This window comes from Actinacidiphila sp. bgisy160 (genome assembly GCF_057707815.1).
In genome coordinates, this window is record NZ_JBYIQW010000018.1 from 107,039 (window position 1) to 122,603 (window position 15,565).

General features: G+C 73.3%; 19 protein-coding genes. 7 read left to right on the forward strand and 12 right to left on the reverse strand.

All coding sequences use genetic code 11. The annotated features are described in order from the left end of the window. Nucleotides 1-2: 2 nt before the first annotated feature. Complete coding sequence (locus AC3EUJ_RS17235; RefSeq protein WP_431962144.1) at nucleotides 3-722, reverse strand: hypothetical protein; 720 nt, start codon at nucleotides 720-722, stop codon at nucleotides 3-5. 158 nt (nucleotides 723-880) lie between these two features. On the opposite strand from AC3EUJ_RS17235, the gene AC3EUJ_RS17240 reads away from it, so the two are divergent. Then, nucleotides 881-1,243 (forward strand): DsrE family protein, encoded by a 363-nt coding sequence (locus AC3EUJ_RS17240; protein WP_431962146.1) that lies wholly within the window; start codon nucleotides 881-883, stop codon nucleotides 1,241-1,243. 104 nt (nucleotides 1,244-1,347) lie between these two features. On the opposite strand, the gene AC3EUJ_RS17245 is transcribed toward AC3EUJ_RS17240, so the two are convergent. From AC3EUJ_RS17245 to AC3EUJ_RS17280, 8 genes are all read right to left on the reverse strand, one after another. Continuing rightward, nucleotides 1,348-1,617 carry a DUF3099 domain-containing protein gene (locus AC3EUJ_RS17245; protein WP_431962148.1) on the reverse strand — a complete coding sequence of 90 codons (270 nt, stop codon included), beginning with the start codon at nucleotides 1,615-1,617 and terminating at the stop codon, nucleotides 1,348-1,350. An 86-nt stretch (nucleotides 1,618-1,703) separates the two neighbouring features. Further along, nucleotides 1,704-1,994: a DUF1416 domain-containing protein gene (locus tag AC3EUJ_RS17250; RefSeq protein ID WP_431962150.1), complete on the reverse strand. Its 291-nt coding sequence runs from the start codon at nucleotides 1,992-1,994 to the stop codon at nucleotides 1,704-1,706. 33 nt (nucleotides 1,995-2,027) lie between these two features. Beyond that, nucleotides 2,028-2,873 carry a sulfurtransferase gene (locus tag AC3EUJ_RS17255; protein WP_431962152.1) on the reverse strand — a complete coding sequence of 282 codons (846 nt, stop codon included), beginning with the start codon at nucleotides 2,871-2,873 and terminating at the stop codon, nucleotides 2,028-2,030. Nucleotides 2,874-3,019: 146 nt separating this feature from the next. After that, nucleotides 3,020-3,100 (reverse strand): putative leader peptide, encoded by an 81-nt coding sequence (locus tag AC3EUJ_RS17260; protein ID WP_355094795.1) that lies wholly within the window; start codon nucleotides 3,098-3,100, stop codon nucleotides 3,020-3,022. A gap of 159 nt (nucleotides 3,101-3,259) precedes the next feature. Next, nucleotides 3,260-3,973 carry an LmeA family phospholipid-binding protein gene (locus AC3EUJ_RS17265; RefSeq protein ID WP_431962154.1) on the reverse strand — a complete coding sequence of 238 codons (714 nt, stop codon included), beginning with the start codon at nucleotides 3,971-3,973 and terminating at the stop codon, nucleotides 3,260-3,262. A 43-nt stretch (nucleotides 3,974-4,016) separates the two neighbouring features. Then, nucleotides 4,017-4,895: a hypothetical protein gene (locus tag AC3EUJ_RS17270; protein ID WP_431962156.1), complete on the reverse strand. Its 879-nt coding sequence runs from the start codon at nucleotides 4,893-4,895 to the stop codon at nucleotides 4,017-4,019. A 4-nt stretch (nucleotides 4,896-4,899) separates the two neighbouring features. Then, nucleotides 4,900-5,163, reverse strand: coding sequence for a MoaD/ThiS family protein (locus AC3EUJ_RS17275; protein ID WP_431962158.1), 264 nt, complete (start codon nucleotides 5,161-5,163; stop codon nucleotides 4,900-4,902). Nucleotides 5,164-5,262: 99 nt separating this feature from the next. After that, a complete protein-coding gene (locus tag AC3EUJ_RS17280; protein WP_431962160.1) occupies nucleotides 5,263-6,105 on the reverse strand; it encodes an alpha/beta hydrolase in 843 nt (280 codons plus the stop codon). A gap of 178 nt (nucleotides 6,106-6,283) precedes the next feature. On the opposite strand from AC3EUJ_RS17280, the gene AC3EUJ_RS17285 reads away from it, so the two are divergent. The 6 genes from AC3EUJ_RS17285 (at nucleotide 6,284) to AC3EUJ_RS17310 (ending at nucleotide 11,860) form a co-directional block, all read left to right on the forward strand. Beyond that, nucleotides 6,284-7,045, forward strand: coding sequence for a response regulator transcription factor (locus AC3EUJ_RS17285; RefSeq protein ID WP_431962162.1), 762 nt, complete (start codon nucleotides 6,284-6,286; stop codon nucleotides 7,043-7,045). A gap of 66 nt (nucleotides 7,046-7,111) precedes the next feature. Next, nucleotides 7,112-8,134, forward strand: coding sequence for a LacI family DNA-binding transcriptional regulator (locus AC3EUJ_RS17290; RefSeq protein WP_431962164.1), 1,023 nt, complete (start codon nucleotides 7,112-7,114; stop codon nucleotides 8,132-8,134). 175 nt (nucleotides 8,135-8,309) lie between these two features. Next, nucleotides 8,310-9,377 carry a S1C family serine protease gene (locus AC3EUJ_RS17295; protein WP_431962166.1) on the forward strand — a complete coding sequence of 356 codons (1,068 nt, stop codon included), beginning with the start codon at nucleotides 8,310-8,312 and terminating at the stop codon, nucleotides 9,375-9,377. Between the two features lie 29 nt (nucleotides 9,378-9,406). Next, nucleotides 9,407-9,592: a hypothetical protein gene (locus AC3EUJ_RS17300; RefSeq protein WP_089227694.1), complete on the forward strand. Its 186-nt coding sequence runs from the start codon at nucleotides 9,407-9,409 to the stop codon at nucleotides 9,590-9,592. Between the two features lie 76 nt (nucleotides 9,593-9,668). After that, nucleotides 9,669-10,406, forward strand: a complete 738-nt coding sequence (locus tag AC3EUJ_RS17305; RefSeq protein WP_431962168.1) for a response regulator transcription factor — start codon at nucleotides 9,669-9,671, stop codon at nucleotides 10,404-10,406. After that, a complete protein-coding gene (locus AC3EUJ_RS17310) occupies nucleotides 10,406-11,860 on the forward strand; it encodes a sensor histidine kinase (RefSeq protein ID WP_431962170.1) in 1,455 nt (484 codons plus the stop codon). The genes AC3EUJ_RS17305 and AC3EUJ_RS17310 overlap by 1 nt, the downstream gene beginning before the upstream one ends. Nucleotides 11,861-11,873: 13 nt before the next feature. Here AC3EUJ_RS17310 and AC3EUJ_RS17315 read toward each other — a convergent pair whose 3' ends face one another. The 3 genes from AC3EUJ_RS17315 to AC3EUJ_RS17325 form a co-directional block, all read right to left on the reverse strand. Then, entirely contained in the window at nucleotides 11,874-13,520 is a 1,647-nt protein-coding gene (locus AC3EUJ_RS17315) for a ricin-type beta-trefoil lectin domain protein (RefSeq protein WP_431962172.1), read from the reverse strand. Nucleotides 13,521-13,956: 436 nt separating this feature from the next. Further along, on the reverse strand, nucleotides 13,957-15,141 hold the full coding sequence (locus AC3EUJ_RS17320) for a glutathionylspermidine synthase family protein (protein ID WP_431962174.1): 1,185 nt from the start codon (nucleotides 15,139-15,141) through the stop codon (nucleotides 13,957-13,959). Beyond that, on the reverse strand, nucleotides 15,141-15,437 hold the full coding sequence (locus AC3EUJ_RS17325; protein WP_431962176.1) for a hypothetical protein: 297 nt from the start codon (nucleotides 15,435-15,437) through the stop codon (nucleotides 15,141-15,143). The genes AC3EUJ_RS17320 and AC3EUJ_RS17325 overlap by 1 nt, the downstream gene beginning before the upstream one ends. Between the last annotated feature and the right edge of the window lie 128 nt (nucleotides 15,438-15,565).

Below are 15,565 nucleotides of genomic sequence, written 5' to 3' on the forward strand. Positions count from 1 at the left end.
GCTCAGCGGCCGGTCTTCAGGCGCCGGTACTGCTGGTCGAGGATCCGGCCGAGCAGGTCCTTGCCGGGCGTCTTCGCCCCGGTGACGGAGAGCGTGATGTGCACGTCGCCCTGATGGGACAGGACGATCACCGAGCCGGTGCTCTCGGCGGAGGAGGAGGACAGCCGGTAGGCCTTGGCCGGGTTGCGCGACGAGGGAAGCGTGATCCGGGTGCCCTGGTAGTAGAAGGCGTTGTAGTAGGCGGTGGCGGAGCCCGCGCTCGCGAAACGCACGAGCTGGGCGGAGACCTCGTACTCGCCGTCGCCGGTGAGGTAGGTCCGCTGGGCCGCGGCCTTGAAGCCGTAGGTGGCCAGGGCCTGCTTCACCTCGGCGGAGTCCGCGACCTCGGAGCGGGACAGCTGCGTGCCCTCCTCGTCCCCGTAGACCTCCGCGTCCGCCGGCGGGGTGAGCAGGAAGTAGCGCAGGTCGCCGCGGTGCCTGCCGTCGTCCACGGTGCCCTTGAGGGTGCGGGTGGGCGAGGGTGCCGCGGTCGCGCTGCGGCTCGGGGACGCCGTCGGTGACGGCGTCGCCGGGCCGGTCGTCTCCGGACCCGGGCTGCTCGGCGGGGACCCGCCGGGGAGCGCGGACACGGACGGCGGCGAGGACGAGGAGCCGAACGCCACGACGGCCCCCGCGGTCAATGTCGCGAGCACAACAAGTCCGGTGATCGTGGCGATCACCACGCCGGTACGCGAAATGGTGCGCGCTTCCACAAGCCCCCCCGGGCAGAATTCCGCGGCCGGCGCGCTGATCGCGCCTCCGCGGCGAACGCATTATGCCGAGCGTCGGCAAACGCTCCCAGTATTTTTCCTGTGAGACGAGCCACCCTAAGGTATAAGCCATGGCGAAGAAGCTCGTGATCAAGGTAACCGCGGGTGCGGACGCCCCCGAACGCTGCTCCCAGGCGTTCACGGTGGCGGCGGTGGCGGTCGCCAGCGGCGTCGAGGTGTCGCTCTGGCTGACCGGCGAGTCGTCGTGGTTCGCGCTGCCGGGACGGGCCGCGGAGTTCGAGCTGCCGCACGCCGCGCCGCTGCCCGAGCTGATCGAGGGCATCATGGCGGGCGGGCGGATCACGCTGTGCACGCAGTGCGCGGCACGCCGGGACATCACGGAGAAGGACGTGCTGGACGGCGTCCGGATCGCCGGGGCCCAGGTGTTCGTCAGCGAGGCCATGGCCGAGGGCACGCAGGCGCTCGTCTACTGATCCGTCGTGAACCGTCCCGGGTCCTTGTGCCGCGGGTCCTTACCGCGCTCCTCCTTGCGCCTCGGGGCCTCGCGGCGCGGGCCGACGCGCGGACGCGTCGGGCGTCAGCGCTGGTCGCGATGGTCGTCGCGGCGGTCCAGCTCGCGCCACCACTCGTCGGAGGTGGGGTCGCCGGTCTCGTCCCACCAGTGCTCGTCCGGTCCGCGGCGGTTGGCCACGACGGCGGCGACCGGCGGGATGACCATGGCCACCACGCACATCCCGACGGCGACCGGCACCGACCACAGGCGCACGAGGCTCCACGCCAGGACGAAGAGCAGGACACAACTGCCCATCATGGCGTAATACCAGCGACGACGACGCCTCGTGGACACCCTTCCACCGTACGACCCGAAGGGCCGCACTCCCACCCGGTGGCCCGGTGGGATTGCGGCCCTTCGTCGTCCACGTGATCGCCGGGTCAGACGGCGATGGCGACCTCGGTGAGGTTGCCCTGCTGGGCCACGACGGCACGGTCCACGGTCGCGCCCGGCACGAGGGCGCGCAGCGTCCACGAACCCGGGGCCGCGAAGAAGCGGAACTGGCCGGTCGCCGAGGTCGGGACCTCGGCCGTGAACTCGCCACCGCCGTCCAGCAGCCGGACGTAGCCGGCCACCGGCTCGCCGTCGCGGGTCACGGAACCCTGGATGATCGTCTCGGTCGCCACGTCGATGCCGGCCAGGTCCGGGCCGCCGGCCTTCGCTCCACACATGGTGCTGTTCCTCCGGGTCGGGGTCTCGTGGGCTTACTTCGCGGCGCCGAGCTCGATCGGCACGCCGACGAGGGAGCCGTACTCGGTCCAGGAACCGTCGTAGTTCTTGACGTTGGGCTGGCCGAGCAGCTCGTGCAGGACGAACCAGGTGTGCGCGGAGCGCTCGCCGATGCGGCAGTAGGCGATGGTGTCCTTGGCCAGGTCCACGCCCTCGCCCTCGTACAGCTCCTTCAGCTCGTCGTCCGACTTGAAGGTGCCGTCGTCGTTGGCCGACTTCGACCACGGGATGTTGCGGGCGGTCGGGACGTGGCCCGGACGCTGCGACTGTTCCTGCGGCAGGTGGGCCGGGGCCAGCAGCTTGCCGGTGAACTCGTCGGGCGAGCGGACGTCGACCAGGTTCAGGCTGCCGATGGCGGCGACCACGTCGTCGCGGAAGGCGCGGATCGAGACGTCCTGGGCCTGGGCCTTGTACTCGGTGGCCGGGCGGGCCGGGACCTCGGAGCCGTCGACCAGGTCGCGGGAGTCCAGCTCCCACTTCTTGCGGCCGCCGTCGAGGAGCCTGACGTCCTGGTGCCCGTAGAGCTTGAAGTACCAGTACGCGTAGGAGGCGAACCAGTTGTTGTTGCCGCCGTAGAGGACGACGGTGTCGTCGTTGGCGATGCCCTTCTCCGACAGGAGCTTCTCGAAGCCGGCCTGGTCGACGAAGTCACGGCGCACCGGGTCCTGGAGGTCCTGCTTCCAGTCGATCCGGACGGCGTTCTTGATGTGGTTCTTGTCGTACGCCGACGTGTCCTCGTCGACCTCGACGATGACCACCTTCGGGTCGTCGATCCGGGCCTGGACCCAGTCGGCGTCCACCAGGACGTCACTGCGGCTCATTGCTTTTCTCCTCCGGGGCAGTTGCGGATGTCTCCGGCGCACGGACGGGTGCGCACGGGTGCCGGGCTGCGCTGCACGGGCGCGTCACGGCTGTTGCGCGGGGAAGGACGGGGCGGCGTGCGGCGCCGGGAGACGGCGCGGGGCCCCTAGAAGACGCGACAGAGCATGGCGGCGACACGGCACAGGTCGACTGCCCGCCGCTTCGTGAGATCCGCCTGTCGCTTCATGGGCTCGATCGTAGGGAAGGGGAGCTGCCGATGTCACCGGCGGTCCGTATCCCGAGAAGAGATTGTCCGTACTTCGAGATGAACATCAGGCGGAGGGCCGCGGCCCGACGGCCCCGCAGTCGCCCGGAGCGGGATCGACTGCGGAGCGGACGCCCCGTCTCACTGAGCGAGAACGACCTTCTTGCCGGTGGCCGCGATACTGATGCCGTCGGCGTCCGCGGTCACCGACGTGAGCTCGATGCCCTCCGGCAGGCCCGACAGCGCGCGGGTGAAGTCGACGCGCTCGCGGATCAGGTCCTCCACGACCGGGGGCAGCGACTCCAGCCCCGGTATCTTGCCCGCGGTCAGCTTGATGCCGCCCTTGCCTGCCAGGCTGACCTCGCTCACCACGCTGCGCTTGATCGTGCCGACCGGGGTGGAGACCTCGACCCCCACCTTGACCTGGCCCTTGCCGTTCGCCGAGGTGCCCCCGTAGGCGATGGTCACGCCGCTCGGGGCGGCCTTGGCGAGGTCCTCGTAGCTGACCAGGGCGCTGCCCTCGGCCGTGTCGGCGACCGCGCTGCTGAAGCCGCTGCCCAGGCTCACCCCCTGCAGGTCGGCCTGGAAGCGGGCGACGCGCAGCGTCTGGCCGCCGGTGCCGGTGGCCTGCACGCCGTCCGCCGTCACCTCGACGTCGTCCAGCTTCTTGGCCAGCACCTGCGTGAGGAACGGGAAGCCCTTGATGTCGATCCCCGGCGGGGAGGTCAGACCCAGCGTCTGCTGCGCCCGGCCCGCCGCCTCGGACTCCGCGAAGTGCACGGCGATCCGGTCCGCCGCGACGAACAGGCCGCCGAGGACCACGACGAGGACGAGCAGGATCCGTACAGCGCGCATCAGTCAACCCCCGAGTCGGTGTTCGGACCGACCCTAACGGGTGTCAGCCCAGCAGTGCCCGGGCGGCGACGTAGACCGCGGGCGCCGCGGCGGTCAGCGGCAGCGCCGCACCCGCCGTGAAGTGGACGAACCGGGACGGGAAGTCGTAGCTGGCCACCCGCAGGCCGATCAGCGCGCAGACCCCGGCGGCCAGCGCGACCAGCGCGGCGTCGGAGGTCCCCAGTTGCCCGAGGGCGATCCCGCTGCCGGTGGCGGCGGCGAGGGCGACCAGGACGGAGACGACGCCGGGCAGCGGGATCGCCCGGGCGAGCGTCGCGACGGCGACCGCGATCACCGCGGTCACGACGGCGTCGCTGCCCCGGGGGTCGGCCGTGGTCGCCAGGAACCCGGTGGCCAGGATCGTGATGAGCGTCGAGGCGGCGGTCGCGGTCAGCGAGGACAGCCGCTCCTCGGGGCTGCCGTGATGGCGCAGTTGCAGAACGAGGACGAGCAGCAGCCAGACGCCGAGGGTGCCGATGATCACAGCCGGGGCGTTGTCCGCCCCGTCGGCCAGCACGGCGGCCTCGGCGGTGACGCCCGCCAGGAAGGCCAGCACGATGCCCTGCCGGGCGGGCCACATGCCGTTCAGCCGGAACCAGCCGGCCGCGGTGACCGCCTGCAGCACCACGCTCGCGGCGGCGAGCGCGGGTCGGCCCAGCAGTGCTCCGCCGGCCAGCAGCAGCGCCAGGGCGGCCGTGACGAGGGCGGGCTGCATGCCGGGGGCGATGATGGGCGAGCCGGTGCGGGAGGCCTGACGGCGCCGGGCGGCACGGCCGCCTTGGGGCGGCTGCGGGGCGCCGCCGACGGGCGGGAGGACGGCGGTGGTGTCGTGGGCGGGCATCGGGCCCGCGCCGCGGTCGTACCAGTCGTGGTTGTCGGTCACGTGCTCATCCTCCCGCGAACGGCGGGAGCACCTCGACGGTGCCGCCGTCCACCAGCCGGACCCCGGCGTGGTCCCGGGTGCCGACGGGGTTCCCGTCGACCAGGAACGAACAGTTCGCCAGTACGCGGGCGAACTCGGGGCGCGACGCGTGGCGCTCGCGCGCCGCGTCCAGCGCCTCGGCGAGGGTGCCCTCCCGGTACGGCTCCTCCGCGGCGCCGGCGGCGGCCTTGGCCGCGGCCCAGTACCGGATGGTTCCGTGTGCCGCCATAGCGGTCCTTCCGTTCGCCCGTGCGGGTCCTGCCGCGGTCCATGATGACGCAGCGCGCGCGCCGCGCGGCGGCCGGGCCCGGCCCGGGGGGCCGCGGGGTCAGCCGGGTGTGCCGGCGGGGCGGGCCCGCTGGGCCGCCCACTGGGCGATGCGGTGCAGGAGGGCGGGCGACGCGGCGTTCTCGGCGTGGCCGAATCCGGGCTCGATCCACAGTTCGGCGGCGTCGCCCGCGGCCTCCGCGAGGGAGAGCGGGTGGTCGAGCGGGAAGTATCCGTCCCGGTCGCCGTGCACGATGAGCAGCGGTGTGGGCGCGATGGACCGCACCGCCTCGACCGGGGCCATCGGCACGGGGTCCCAGTCCTTGTCGTGGATGCGCGTGTGGAGCAGCCCCCGGGAGACCAGGCGTCCCACGGGCTGGGTGATCGCCCAGTGGACCCGGCGCATCGGTGCCGTACCGCGGTAGTACCAGCGCGCGGGCGCGCTCACGGAGGCCACGGCGTCAACATGCGCCCCCTCGTGCGCCGTTTCGCGCCCCGCGTGCCTCAGGACCACGGAACCGCCCATGGAGAAGCCCACCGAGGCCACCGCGGGGTGGCCGAGCCGCCGCGCCCAGCGCACCGCGGCGTCCAGGTCCAGGACCTCGCGGTCGCCGACCGTGGAGCGCCCGCCGGAGCGGCCGTGTCCCCGGAAGGAGAACGTCACCACGCCGCCGACGCCGTCCGCCCGGGCGAAGATCTCCGCCGCACGGCGCACGGCGGGCCGTTCCAGAGCGCCGGTGAAGCCGTGCGCGACCACGATCGCGGGGCCTCCGGGCGTCGCTCCGGGCAGGTACGCGGCGTCGATCGGCACCCGGTCCCCGGCCGTCAGCACGGCACGCAACCCACCGGAAACGATCGACGGGACACACGACCGCACGGCGGCGGACTCACTCACGGACTCCATGTGGGCTATTCTCTTGGGTCAAGAGGATCCGGGCAGCGTCGCCCCCGGGTCCTTTCGTGCTTTCCGGGCGACCGGAGGGCACACGTCGGCGCACGCACACGTCCTCGCAGGGACCGAGGAGGGTCGCAATGGGCAAGCGGTACACGCATGACCGGACGATGAACGACGGGAGCGGCCGGTGAGCTCTCTCCTCCTCCTGACCAACGCACTCCAGCCGTCCACCGAGGTGCTTCCCGCGCTCGGGCTGCTGCTGCACAACGTTCGGGTGGCCCCGGCCGAGGGCCCCGCGCTGGTGGACACCCCCGGCGCCGACGTCATCCTCATCGACGGCCGCCGCGACCTGCCGCAGGTCCGCTCGCTGTGCCAGCTGCTCCGCTCCACCGGGCCGGGCTGCCCGCTGGTCCTGGTGGTCACCGAGGGCGGCCTGGCGGCCGTCACCGCGGACTGGGGCATCGACGACGTCCTGCTGGACACCGCGGGGCCCGCCGAGGTCGAGGCGCGGCTGCGGCTGGCCATGGGCCGCCAGCAGATCAGCGCCGACGACAGCCCGATGGAGATCCGCAACGGCGACCTGTCGGTAGACGAGGCCACCTACAGCGCGAAGCTCAAGGGCAGGGTCCTGGACCTGACCTTCAAGGAGTTCGAGCTGCTGAAGTACCTCGCGCAGCACCCGGGCCGGGTCTTCACCCGCGCCCAGCTCCTGCAGGAGGTGTGGGGCTACGACTACTTCGGCGGCACGCGCACCGTCGACGTGCACGTACGGCGGCTGCGCGCCAAGCTCGGCCCCGAGCACGAGTCCCTGATCGGCACCGTGCGCAACGTCGGCTACCGCTTCGTGACCCCGGAGAAGGGCGAGCGCACGGCGGAGGAGAAGGCGGCCTCGCGGACCGAGCAGGCGGCGGGCGAGGGGGCGGCCGTCCCCGCCTCCCAGAACGGCTGATCACGCGGTGGTCACGCCTGTGGACAGACGGTGGGATGCGCGGGTGTACCCGCGTAGACTCGGCCCGTGGCAAAGGTGACGCGTGACGATGTGGCAAGGCTTGCGGGGACCTCGACCGCAGTCGTCAGCTACGTCATCAACAACGGACCCCGGCCGGTCGCACCGGCCACCCGCGAGCGCGTCCTGGCGGCGATCAAGCAGCTGGGCTACCGCCCCGACCGGGTGGCCCAGGCGATGGCGAGCCGCCGCACGGACCTCATAGGGCTGATCGTGCCGGACGCCCGGCAGCCGTTCTTCGCGGAGATGGCACACGCCGTCGAGAGGGCGGCCGCCGAGCGCGGCAAGATGGTGCTGGTCGGCAACTCGGACTACCTCGACGAGCGCGAGGTGCACTATCTGCGCGCCTTCCTCGGCATGCGAGTGTCCGGCCTGATCCTCATCAGCCAGGGCCTGAGCGAGCACGCCGCCCTGGAGATAGACGCCTGGGACGCGCGGGTCGTGCTGATGCACCGTCGACCCGAGGCGATCGACGACGTCGCGGTCGTCACGGACGACGTCGGCGGCGCCCAGCTCGCCACCCGGCACCTGTTGGAGCACGGGCACGAGTACGTGGCCTGTCTCGGCGGCACCGAGGCCACCCCGAAGTCCGGCGACCCCGTCACCGACCACGTCGAGGGCTGGCGCCGCGCGATGCAGGAGGCCGGGCGCTCCGTCGAGGGGCGCCTGTTCTCCACGCCGTACAACCGCTACGACGCCTATCAGGTCGGCCTGGAGCTGCTGTCCCGCCCCGACCGGCCGACGGCGATCGTGTGCGCCACCGACGACCAGGCCATCGGCGTGCTGCGGGCGGCCCGCGAACTGCGGATCGACGTGCCGGGCGAGCTGGCCGTGGCCGGCTTCGACGACGTCAAGGAGGCGGCGCTCACCGACCCGCCGCTGACGACGGTGTCCTCGGACCGTGAGGCGATGGCCCGCGCCGCGGTGGACCTGGTGCTGGACGACGGGCTGCGGGTCTCCGGCTCGCGGCGGGAGCGGCTGCGGCAGTTCCCGTCCCGGCTGGTCGTGCGGCGCAGCTGCGGCTGCCACTGACCGCCGCGCCGGCCGCGAGGGGCCCCGCCCGCCCCGGTCGGCGGCCTGTCTACGGGCCGTGTAAGCCTAGGCCCTGACCTGGGGCTTCGTACTTTATATCGGGCATACGGAACTCTGCCCCGGTTCTCAGGTCACACTCAGGCGGCTCTCATGTTCGGTGAGCACAGTCATAGGCATGAACGAGAGCACCCGTCGCAACGACGCCTACGACCCGCAGCAGCCGCAGCAGTCCCCCGGCGCCGGCGGGTACCCGCCCCGGCCGCCGTACGAGCCGCAGTTCCCGTACGGGCACCCGGCGCCCCACGCCTGGCGGCAGCAGCCGCAGGGGCAGCTCCTGCCGATGGCGGCGGCCGCGACCGGGGCCCCGAAGCCCCGTACGCGCCGGCCCGTGGCCCTGGTCGCCTCCGTGGCGCTGGTGTCCGCGCTGATCGGTGGCGGGGCGGCCGCACTGGTGGGACGGGCGACCGCCGCACCCTCCGCGGCGGGCACCCCGGCCAAGGTGATCGGCACCAGCAGCTCGGGCAGCACCGGCGTCGCGGCCGTGGCCGCCGCCGTCAGTCCGAGCATCGTGGAGATCAGCGCCACGTCGGGCGCCGGGGAGTCGACCGGTTCGGGTGTGGTCGTCTCCGGCGACGGCGAGATCGTCACCAACAACCACGTCGTCTCCGGAGCGGACTCGGTCAAGGTGACCTTCAGCTCCGGCAAGACGGTCACCGGGAGCGTCGTCGGCACCGACGGCAGCAAGGACCTCGCGCTGGTGAAGGCCGAGGATGTGAGCGGCCTGCCGGTCGCGTCGCTGGGCGACTCCAGCCGGGTCTCGGTCGGCGACCAGGTCGTCGCCATCGGCTCCCCCGAGGGCCTGACCGGCACGGTCACCAGCGGCATCGTCTCCGCGCTGGACCGCGACGTCACCGTCCCCACCGGCCAGAGCCAGGGGCAGCGGCCCGGCGGCGGGACCGGCAGGTGGCCGTTCGAGTTCGGCGGCGGCCGGTACAACGGCGACGTCGGCCCCTCCACGACCACGTACAAGGCCATCCAGACCGACGCCTCGCTCAACCCCGGCAACTCCGGTGGCGCCCTGATCAACATGAACGGCGAGATCATCGGCATCAACTCGGCCATGTACTCCGCCGCTTCCTCCACCTCCGGCCAGGCGGGCAGCGTCGGCCTCGGCTTCGCCATCCCGGTGAACACCCTCAAGGCCGACCTCGGCACCCTGCGCAACGGCGGCAGCGACAGCTGACCGCACCGCATCGAAGGGATGTGGGCACCATGAACGTCTTCCTCAGCACCTCTCTCCACCCCGCGACCGTCCCGTCCGGCCCCGCCGACCGCGCACTGATCCCCTACCGGGAGCCGGCCGCCCGCGAGCCCGAGATCGCGACGACCCGCCGGTACGCGCGCCGCTACGCCCGCCGGGCGATTGCGGCCCACCGCCTCGCCGCCGTGCGAGGCTGAGAACCGGCGCACCCCGCCGCACCCCGGCAGCACCCGTCCCCTCTCCCACGACCCTCATCCCGCGAGGTGGAAGACCATGAGCCCCGGCGAGAACGGCGAGGCCCCCGCCCGCATCCTGATCGTGGACGACGAGCCCGCGGTCCGCGAAGCACTCAGGCGCAGCCTCGCCTTCGAGGGATACGAGACCGAGCTGGCGGAGGACGGCCTGGCCGCGCTGGACCAGGTCGCCTCCTGCCGGCCCGACGCGATCGTCCTCGACGTCCTCATGCCGCGCATGGACGGCCTCACCACCGCCCGCAGGCTCCGGTCCGGCGGCACCACCACGCCGATCCTGATGCTCACCGCCCGCGACACGGTCGGCGACCGGGTCACCGGTCTCGACGCCGGCGCCGACGACTACCTCGTCAAGCCCTTCGAGCTGGACGAACTGCTGGCCCGGCTACGGGCGCTGCTGCGGCGCAGCGCGTACGCGACGGTGCCGGGCGGCGACACCGGCGACGAGAGCGTGCTGTCCTTCGCGGACCTGCGGATGGACACCTCGACCCGCGAGGTCACCCGGGCCGGCGTACCGGTCGAGCTGACGCGCACCGAGTACACCCTGCTGGAGATGTTCCTCGCGCACCCGCGCCAGGTGCTCACCCGCGAGCAGATCCTCAAGGCGGTCTGGGGCTTCGACTTCGAGCCGAGCTCCAACTCCCTGGACGTGTACGTCATGTACCTGCGGCGCAAGACCGAGGGCGGCGGCCTGCCCCGGCTGGTCCACACCGTGCGGGGCGTCGGTTACGTGCTGCGCTCCGCGGAGGGCAAGGGCTGATGCCGCGCATCCCGCGCTTCCGTTCCCTGCCCCTGCGGTCCCGGCTGGCGATCCTCACCGCGGCCGCCGTCGCGGTCGCGGTGGCCGCGTGCGCGCTGGCCTGCTGGTTCATCGTGCAGAAGCAGCTGATGGACCAGCTGGACGAGTCGCTGCGCGCGCCGGGCAGCGCGGCCCCCGCCGCCCGGAGCGTGCTCGGGGACTACGGATGCCTGAGCGAACCCCAGAGCGACACGTCCGGCGGGCCGCTCTCCTTCAACCCCAACCACTCGTCCGTGCTGCTGGTCACCGAGAGCGGCACGGGGTGCTGGGTGCTCGGCGACGAGATGCTCCCGGTGACCGAGGCGGACCTGGCGATCGTCAGGGGGGAGTCCCAGGAGGCCGTGCAGACCGTGACCACGAAGGACGGCACGGAGATGCGGGTGCTGACGCGGGCCGCCCAGATCGAGTACTCCCGCCAGCGGACGGAGCGGGCCGCGATCTCGGTCGGCCGCCCGCTCGACGAGGTGACCGGCCCGCTGAACACCCTCGCGCTGATCCTGCTGGCCGTCAGCGGCATCGGGGTGCTCGGCGCGAGCGCGGCCGGCCTCGGGGTGGCCCGCGCGGGGCTGAAGCCGGTGGACCGGCTCACCGACACCGTGGAGCACGTCGCGCGCACCGAGGACCTGAGCGTCCGCATCCCGGTCGAGGGCCGCGACGAGATCGCCCGGCTGTCGGCCTCCTTCAACTCGATGACGGCCGCGCTGTCCTCCTCCCGCGAGCTGCAGCAGCAGCTGATCGCGGACGCCGGGCACGAGCTGCGCACCCCGCTCACCTCCCTGCGCACCAACATCGAACTGCTGGAACGCAGTGAGCTGACCGGCCGGGAACTGCCCCCGGAGGACCGCCGGGAGCTGATGCTGTCGGTGAAGGCGCAGATGAGCGAACTCGCGGCGCTCATCGGTGATCTGCAGGAGCTGTCCCGTCCGGACGCTGCGCACGACGGCGCGCCCTCGCAGACCGTGGCGTTCCACGAGGTCGTCGAGGCGGCTCTGGAGCGGGCGCGGCGGCGTACCGGTCCCGACCTGAAGATCACCGCCGAGCTGGCCCCCTGGTACCTGCGGGCCGAACCGTCCGCACTGGAAAGGGCGGTGATCAACCTCCTGGACAACGCCGTGAAGTTCAGCCCCCCGGCCGGCACGATCGAGGTGGACCTGCACGGCGGCGAGCTGACGGTCAGGGACCACGGTCCGGGCATCCCGCCGGAGGACCTGCCGCACGTGTTCGAACGCTTCTGGCGTTCGGCCTCCGCCCGCAGCCTGCCCGGCTCGGGCCTTGGCCTGTCGATCGTGGCCCGTACGGTGCAGCAGCTCGGCGGTACCGTCGGCCTGCACCCCGCGCAGTGCGGCGGCACCGTGGCGGTCGTGCGGCTGCCCGGGGCGCAGACCCCGCCGCCCGAGCCGCCCGGGACCGCATGACCGGATCGGCCGGCTACCCGGCGTGCCAGCGCTGCGCGCCGCCGGTGCCGGCGGTGGCGAAGGAGAGGGTGGAGCCGGGGGCGGAGCCGTCCGGCTGCATCGCGGTGCCGAGGTCGATCCGCGGGCGGACCCGGCCCAGTGAGTCGACCAGGAACCGCAGGTTCAGCGCGTTGCCGCCCTCGACCGACGAGCAGGCCCAGATGCCGAGGCCGCGGTCGGTGTCACCGCGCGAGTCCAGGCAGAAGGCGGAGTCCGCGCCGTTGACCAGCAGGCCGCGGGAGTCCACCCGCCACTGCTGGGAGGGCGAGCCGGAGTCGCAGCCGGCGACGATGACGTCGTCGCCCTTGTCGAAGTCCTCGTCCCGTACGTCCAGGCAGAGACCGGTCGCGTCGTTGACGATCTGGGCGTAGCCGCTGCCCGGCACCCTCCGCGGCGGGACGGAGCCCGGCGTCCGCGTCGGCAGCACGGGCGACCGGGTCGCCGAGGCGCTCGCCGTGACGGACGGGCTCGGGGTGACGGACGGGCTCGGGGTGACGGACGGGCTCGGGGTGACGGTCTGCGTGGCGGTCGCGGTGACCGTGACCGAACCCGCCGGCGGCTGGGGCAGTGCCCTGTTGTTGCCCGTGGGTGCGGGGTGATCGCCTGTCGCGTACACCAGGCCGGTGGCCGCCAGGCTGGCGGCGGCGACCAGCAGCAGGGAGACCAGGGGCGAGGGGTAGCGGGCGCGCAGGCTCAGCAACCGCTCCAGCGGGCCGGGTTTGCGGCGCCGGCGGGAGGTGGGTGCCGTTGGCGGGGCGGGTGCGGTGGCGGGCAGCGCGGGCGCCGAGCGGGCCGCCAGATAGGCGGGTCCCGCCCATCCGAGCAGGGCCGTGGCGAGCAGCGGCCGGGGGGCGCGTTCGAGGGCGACCAGCGTCTCCAGCGCACCGGAACAGCCCTGGCAGTGCGCCAGATGCTGCTCCACGTCCTCGTTCTGCCGGGCGTCGTCGCGGCGCGCGGCGGCGTCGAGGAGCCGGCCGAAGCCCTTGCACCGGGGGTCCTCGCTGCGGTCCAGGTACGTCCGCAGGTAGGCATCGCGCAGCGCGTCCCTGGCCCGGGCGGTCAGGTCCGGGACCTCAGAGGGCCGGTCGCCCGTCCAGCGGGCGACGTCGGCGTCGCTCTCCCGCTCGACGACCGCGTGCCACAGCACGCCCTGGGTGTGCTGCGGCAGGACGGCGAAACCGCCGAGCAGTACGGAGCGTTCGGCCAGATGGAGGCGAGGGTGGACGGGCAGGCCCGGCAGCCCGGGCAGGCGCTGCTCGGCGCCGCGGATGTCGTCGATGAAGGCGGCGTACTCGTCGCCGAGCCGTTCGCGGCGGCTGCCGCCCGCCCACACGGCGGCGGCCTGGTGGACGAGCATCAGCAGCCGGTGCCGCCAGGGACCGCGCGGGTCGATCCCCCGGTGCACCTCCTGCCAGGCCAGCGCGAAGGCCTGTGCGATGAGTTGGTCGGCGGCGCTCTGCCCGCGGGCGCACAGCCGTGCGTAGCAGAGCACGGCGGGGAGGTGGCGGCGGCGCAGTTCCTCGGTCGCCGGGTAGGCGGTCGGTGCGCCGGCCCGTACCCGCTCGGTGAGAGCGGCGTCGGACAACTCGTCGTAGACGGGCGCTTGGTGCGTTTGGGACACGGCGGACCACCCGGACACGTCGAAGGGCCTGGAGGGACGGGGCTGCCCATGGTGAAGCACAAGTTACTGTCGAGGAAAGTGTTTCTGATGGTAACTCCCCTGCACGGCAAGGGGGTAAGCGCGTTCACGCACGCGCTGCTGCCGACGGGTCACCCTGCGCCGCCGCTCCGGCCTCCACGGCGGTGCGGGTCGCGACGGGCCGGCCGCCGAGATCGCGCAGCGTCAGCCGGCCCGTGCGGGCGCCGAGGGACTGCCGACGGTGCGGACGACGACGCAGCGCGTGCCGGACCCCTCGTCGCGGGCGGCGGAGCCGCCCCGTGACCGGCCCCGGTGGCACCGCGTCACGGGGACGGCATCACCCGGCCCGGGGTGACATGTCCGGTGGACGCGCCGGACCGCCGCGACCCGTCCCGCCCAAGTCCCGCCGAGGTCGCGCTCAGCGGATGACGTGCGGCAGGAAGCGCGCGTACGTGTCGGTGACCAGGCCCGCCGACTCGCGGATGCCGAGCCCGGCCGCCTCGTCCGCCACGACCCACGCGCCGAGCACCACGTGGTTGCCGTCGAACGCGGGCAGCGGGGCCAGTTCCTGGTAGCAGCAGGGCCCGTCGGGGCGCGGGACCGCGGACTCGCCCGCCCGGTGCACGGTGACGCCGGCGCCCTCGCGGCCGAGCAGTGGCTTGGCGACCCAGCCGGTGGTCCGGGCGAGCTCGCGGGGACCGTCGAGGTGGGCGGCGAGCAGGTTGGGGTGGCCCGGGTTGAGCTCCCACAGGACGGCCAGCAGGGCCTTGTTGGACAGCAGCATCTTCCAGGCGGGCTCGATCCAGCAGGTGCTGCCGGTGCCGCCGCCGTTGTCGAGGGTGTCCAGGACGTGGCCGCCGAAGGGGTCGCCGACCAGCCATTCCCAGGGGTAGAGCTTGAAGCAGCTTCGGATGAAGCGCAGACGGTCGTCGACGAAGCGGCCGGCGAGCTCGTCCCAGCCGATCGCCTCGACGGACAGGGCGTGGGTGTCGAGTCCGGCCTGTTCGGCTGTCTCCCGCAGGTAGGCCACCGTCATCAGGTCCTCGCCCAGCTCGTCGGCCTCGGTGTGCGCGAAGTGCACCGGGCCGGGCGGCAGCAGCGGGGCCTGGCGCCGCCACGCCTCGACGAGGCGTTCGTGGAGGGAGTTCCACTGGTCGGCGCCGGGGAAACGGTCCTCCATCCAGAACCACTGGGCACTGGCCGCCTCCACCAGCGAGGTGGGGGTGTCGGCGTTGTACTCCAGCAACTTCGCCGGGCCGGTCCCGTCGTAGCGCAGGTCGAAACGGCCGTAGAGGGAGGGGAGTTCGGCGCGCCGCCGCCAGGACTCGGCGATCCGTGCGGCCAGGCGCGGGTCGTGGACGCCGAGCTCGCCGAAGCGGTCCTCGGCCACGATGTGCTCCGCGGCGGCCAGGCACATCGCGTGCAGCTCCTCGACGGTCCCCTCCAGGGCCTCGACCTCCGGGAGCGAGAACTCGTAGTAGCCGCTCTCGTCCCAGTACGGCCGCAGGGAGCCGTCGGGATAACGGGTCAGCGGGTAGACGACCCCCTGGTCCTCCACGATCCGCTGCCAGCCGGGGCGCGGCTCGACGGCGTGCCGCCGCATCAGCCGCCTCCGGACCCGTGGCCCGAGCCGTGACCGCCGAAGCCCCCGGTCTTCACCGACGACTTGTCGAAGCTGCCGCCCTTGGCCTTCCCGCCCCGGACGCTGCCGCCGTAGTAGTAGCGGCCCTGGCCGCCGCTGTCGTCGCACTCCTTGGCGGGGAGCGTCCGGTAGGTGTCCGGGTCCACGCAGCGCTTGTCGGGGTCGGAGCCGCACGCGGTCAGCGCGGCGGCCAGCACGCCCATGCCGCCCAGGATCACCGTGCCGGACCTGAACCGCCGTCGCTCCGTGGTCGTCATGTCCACAGCGTAGGCAGCGCGGGCCGCTGCGACGAGAGCGGGGTCGGGGGCGGCCCGCACGAAGGACGGGGGCGGGGGGGGGGGGGGGGGGGGGGGGGGGGGGGGGGGGGGGGGGGGGGGGGGAGGGG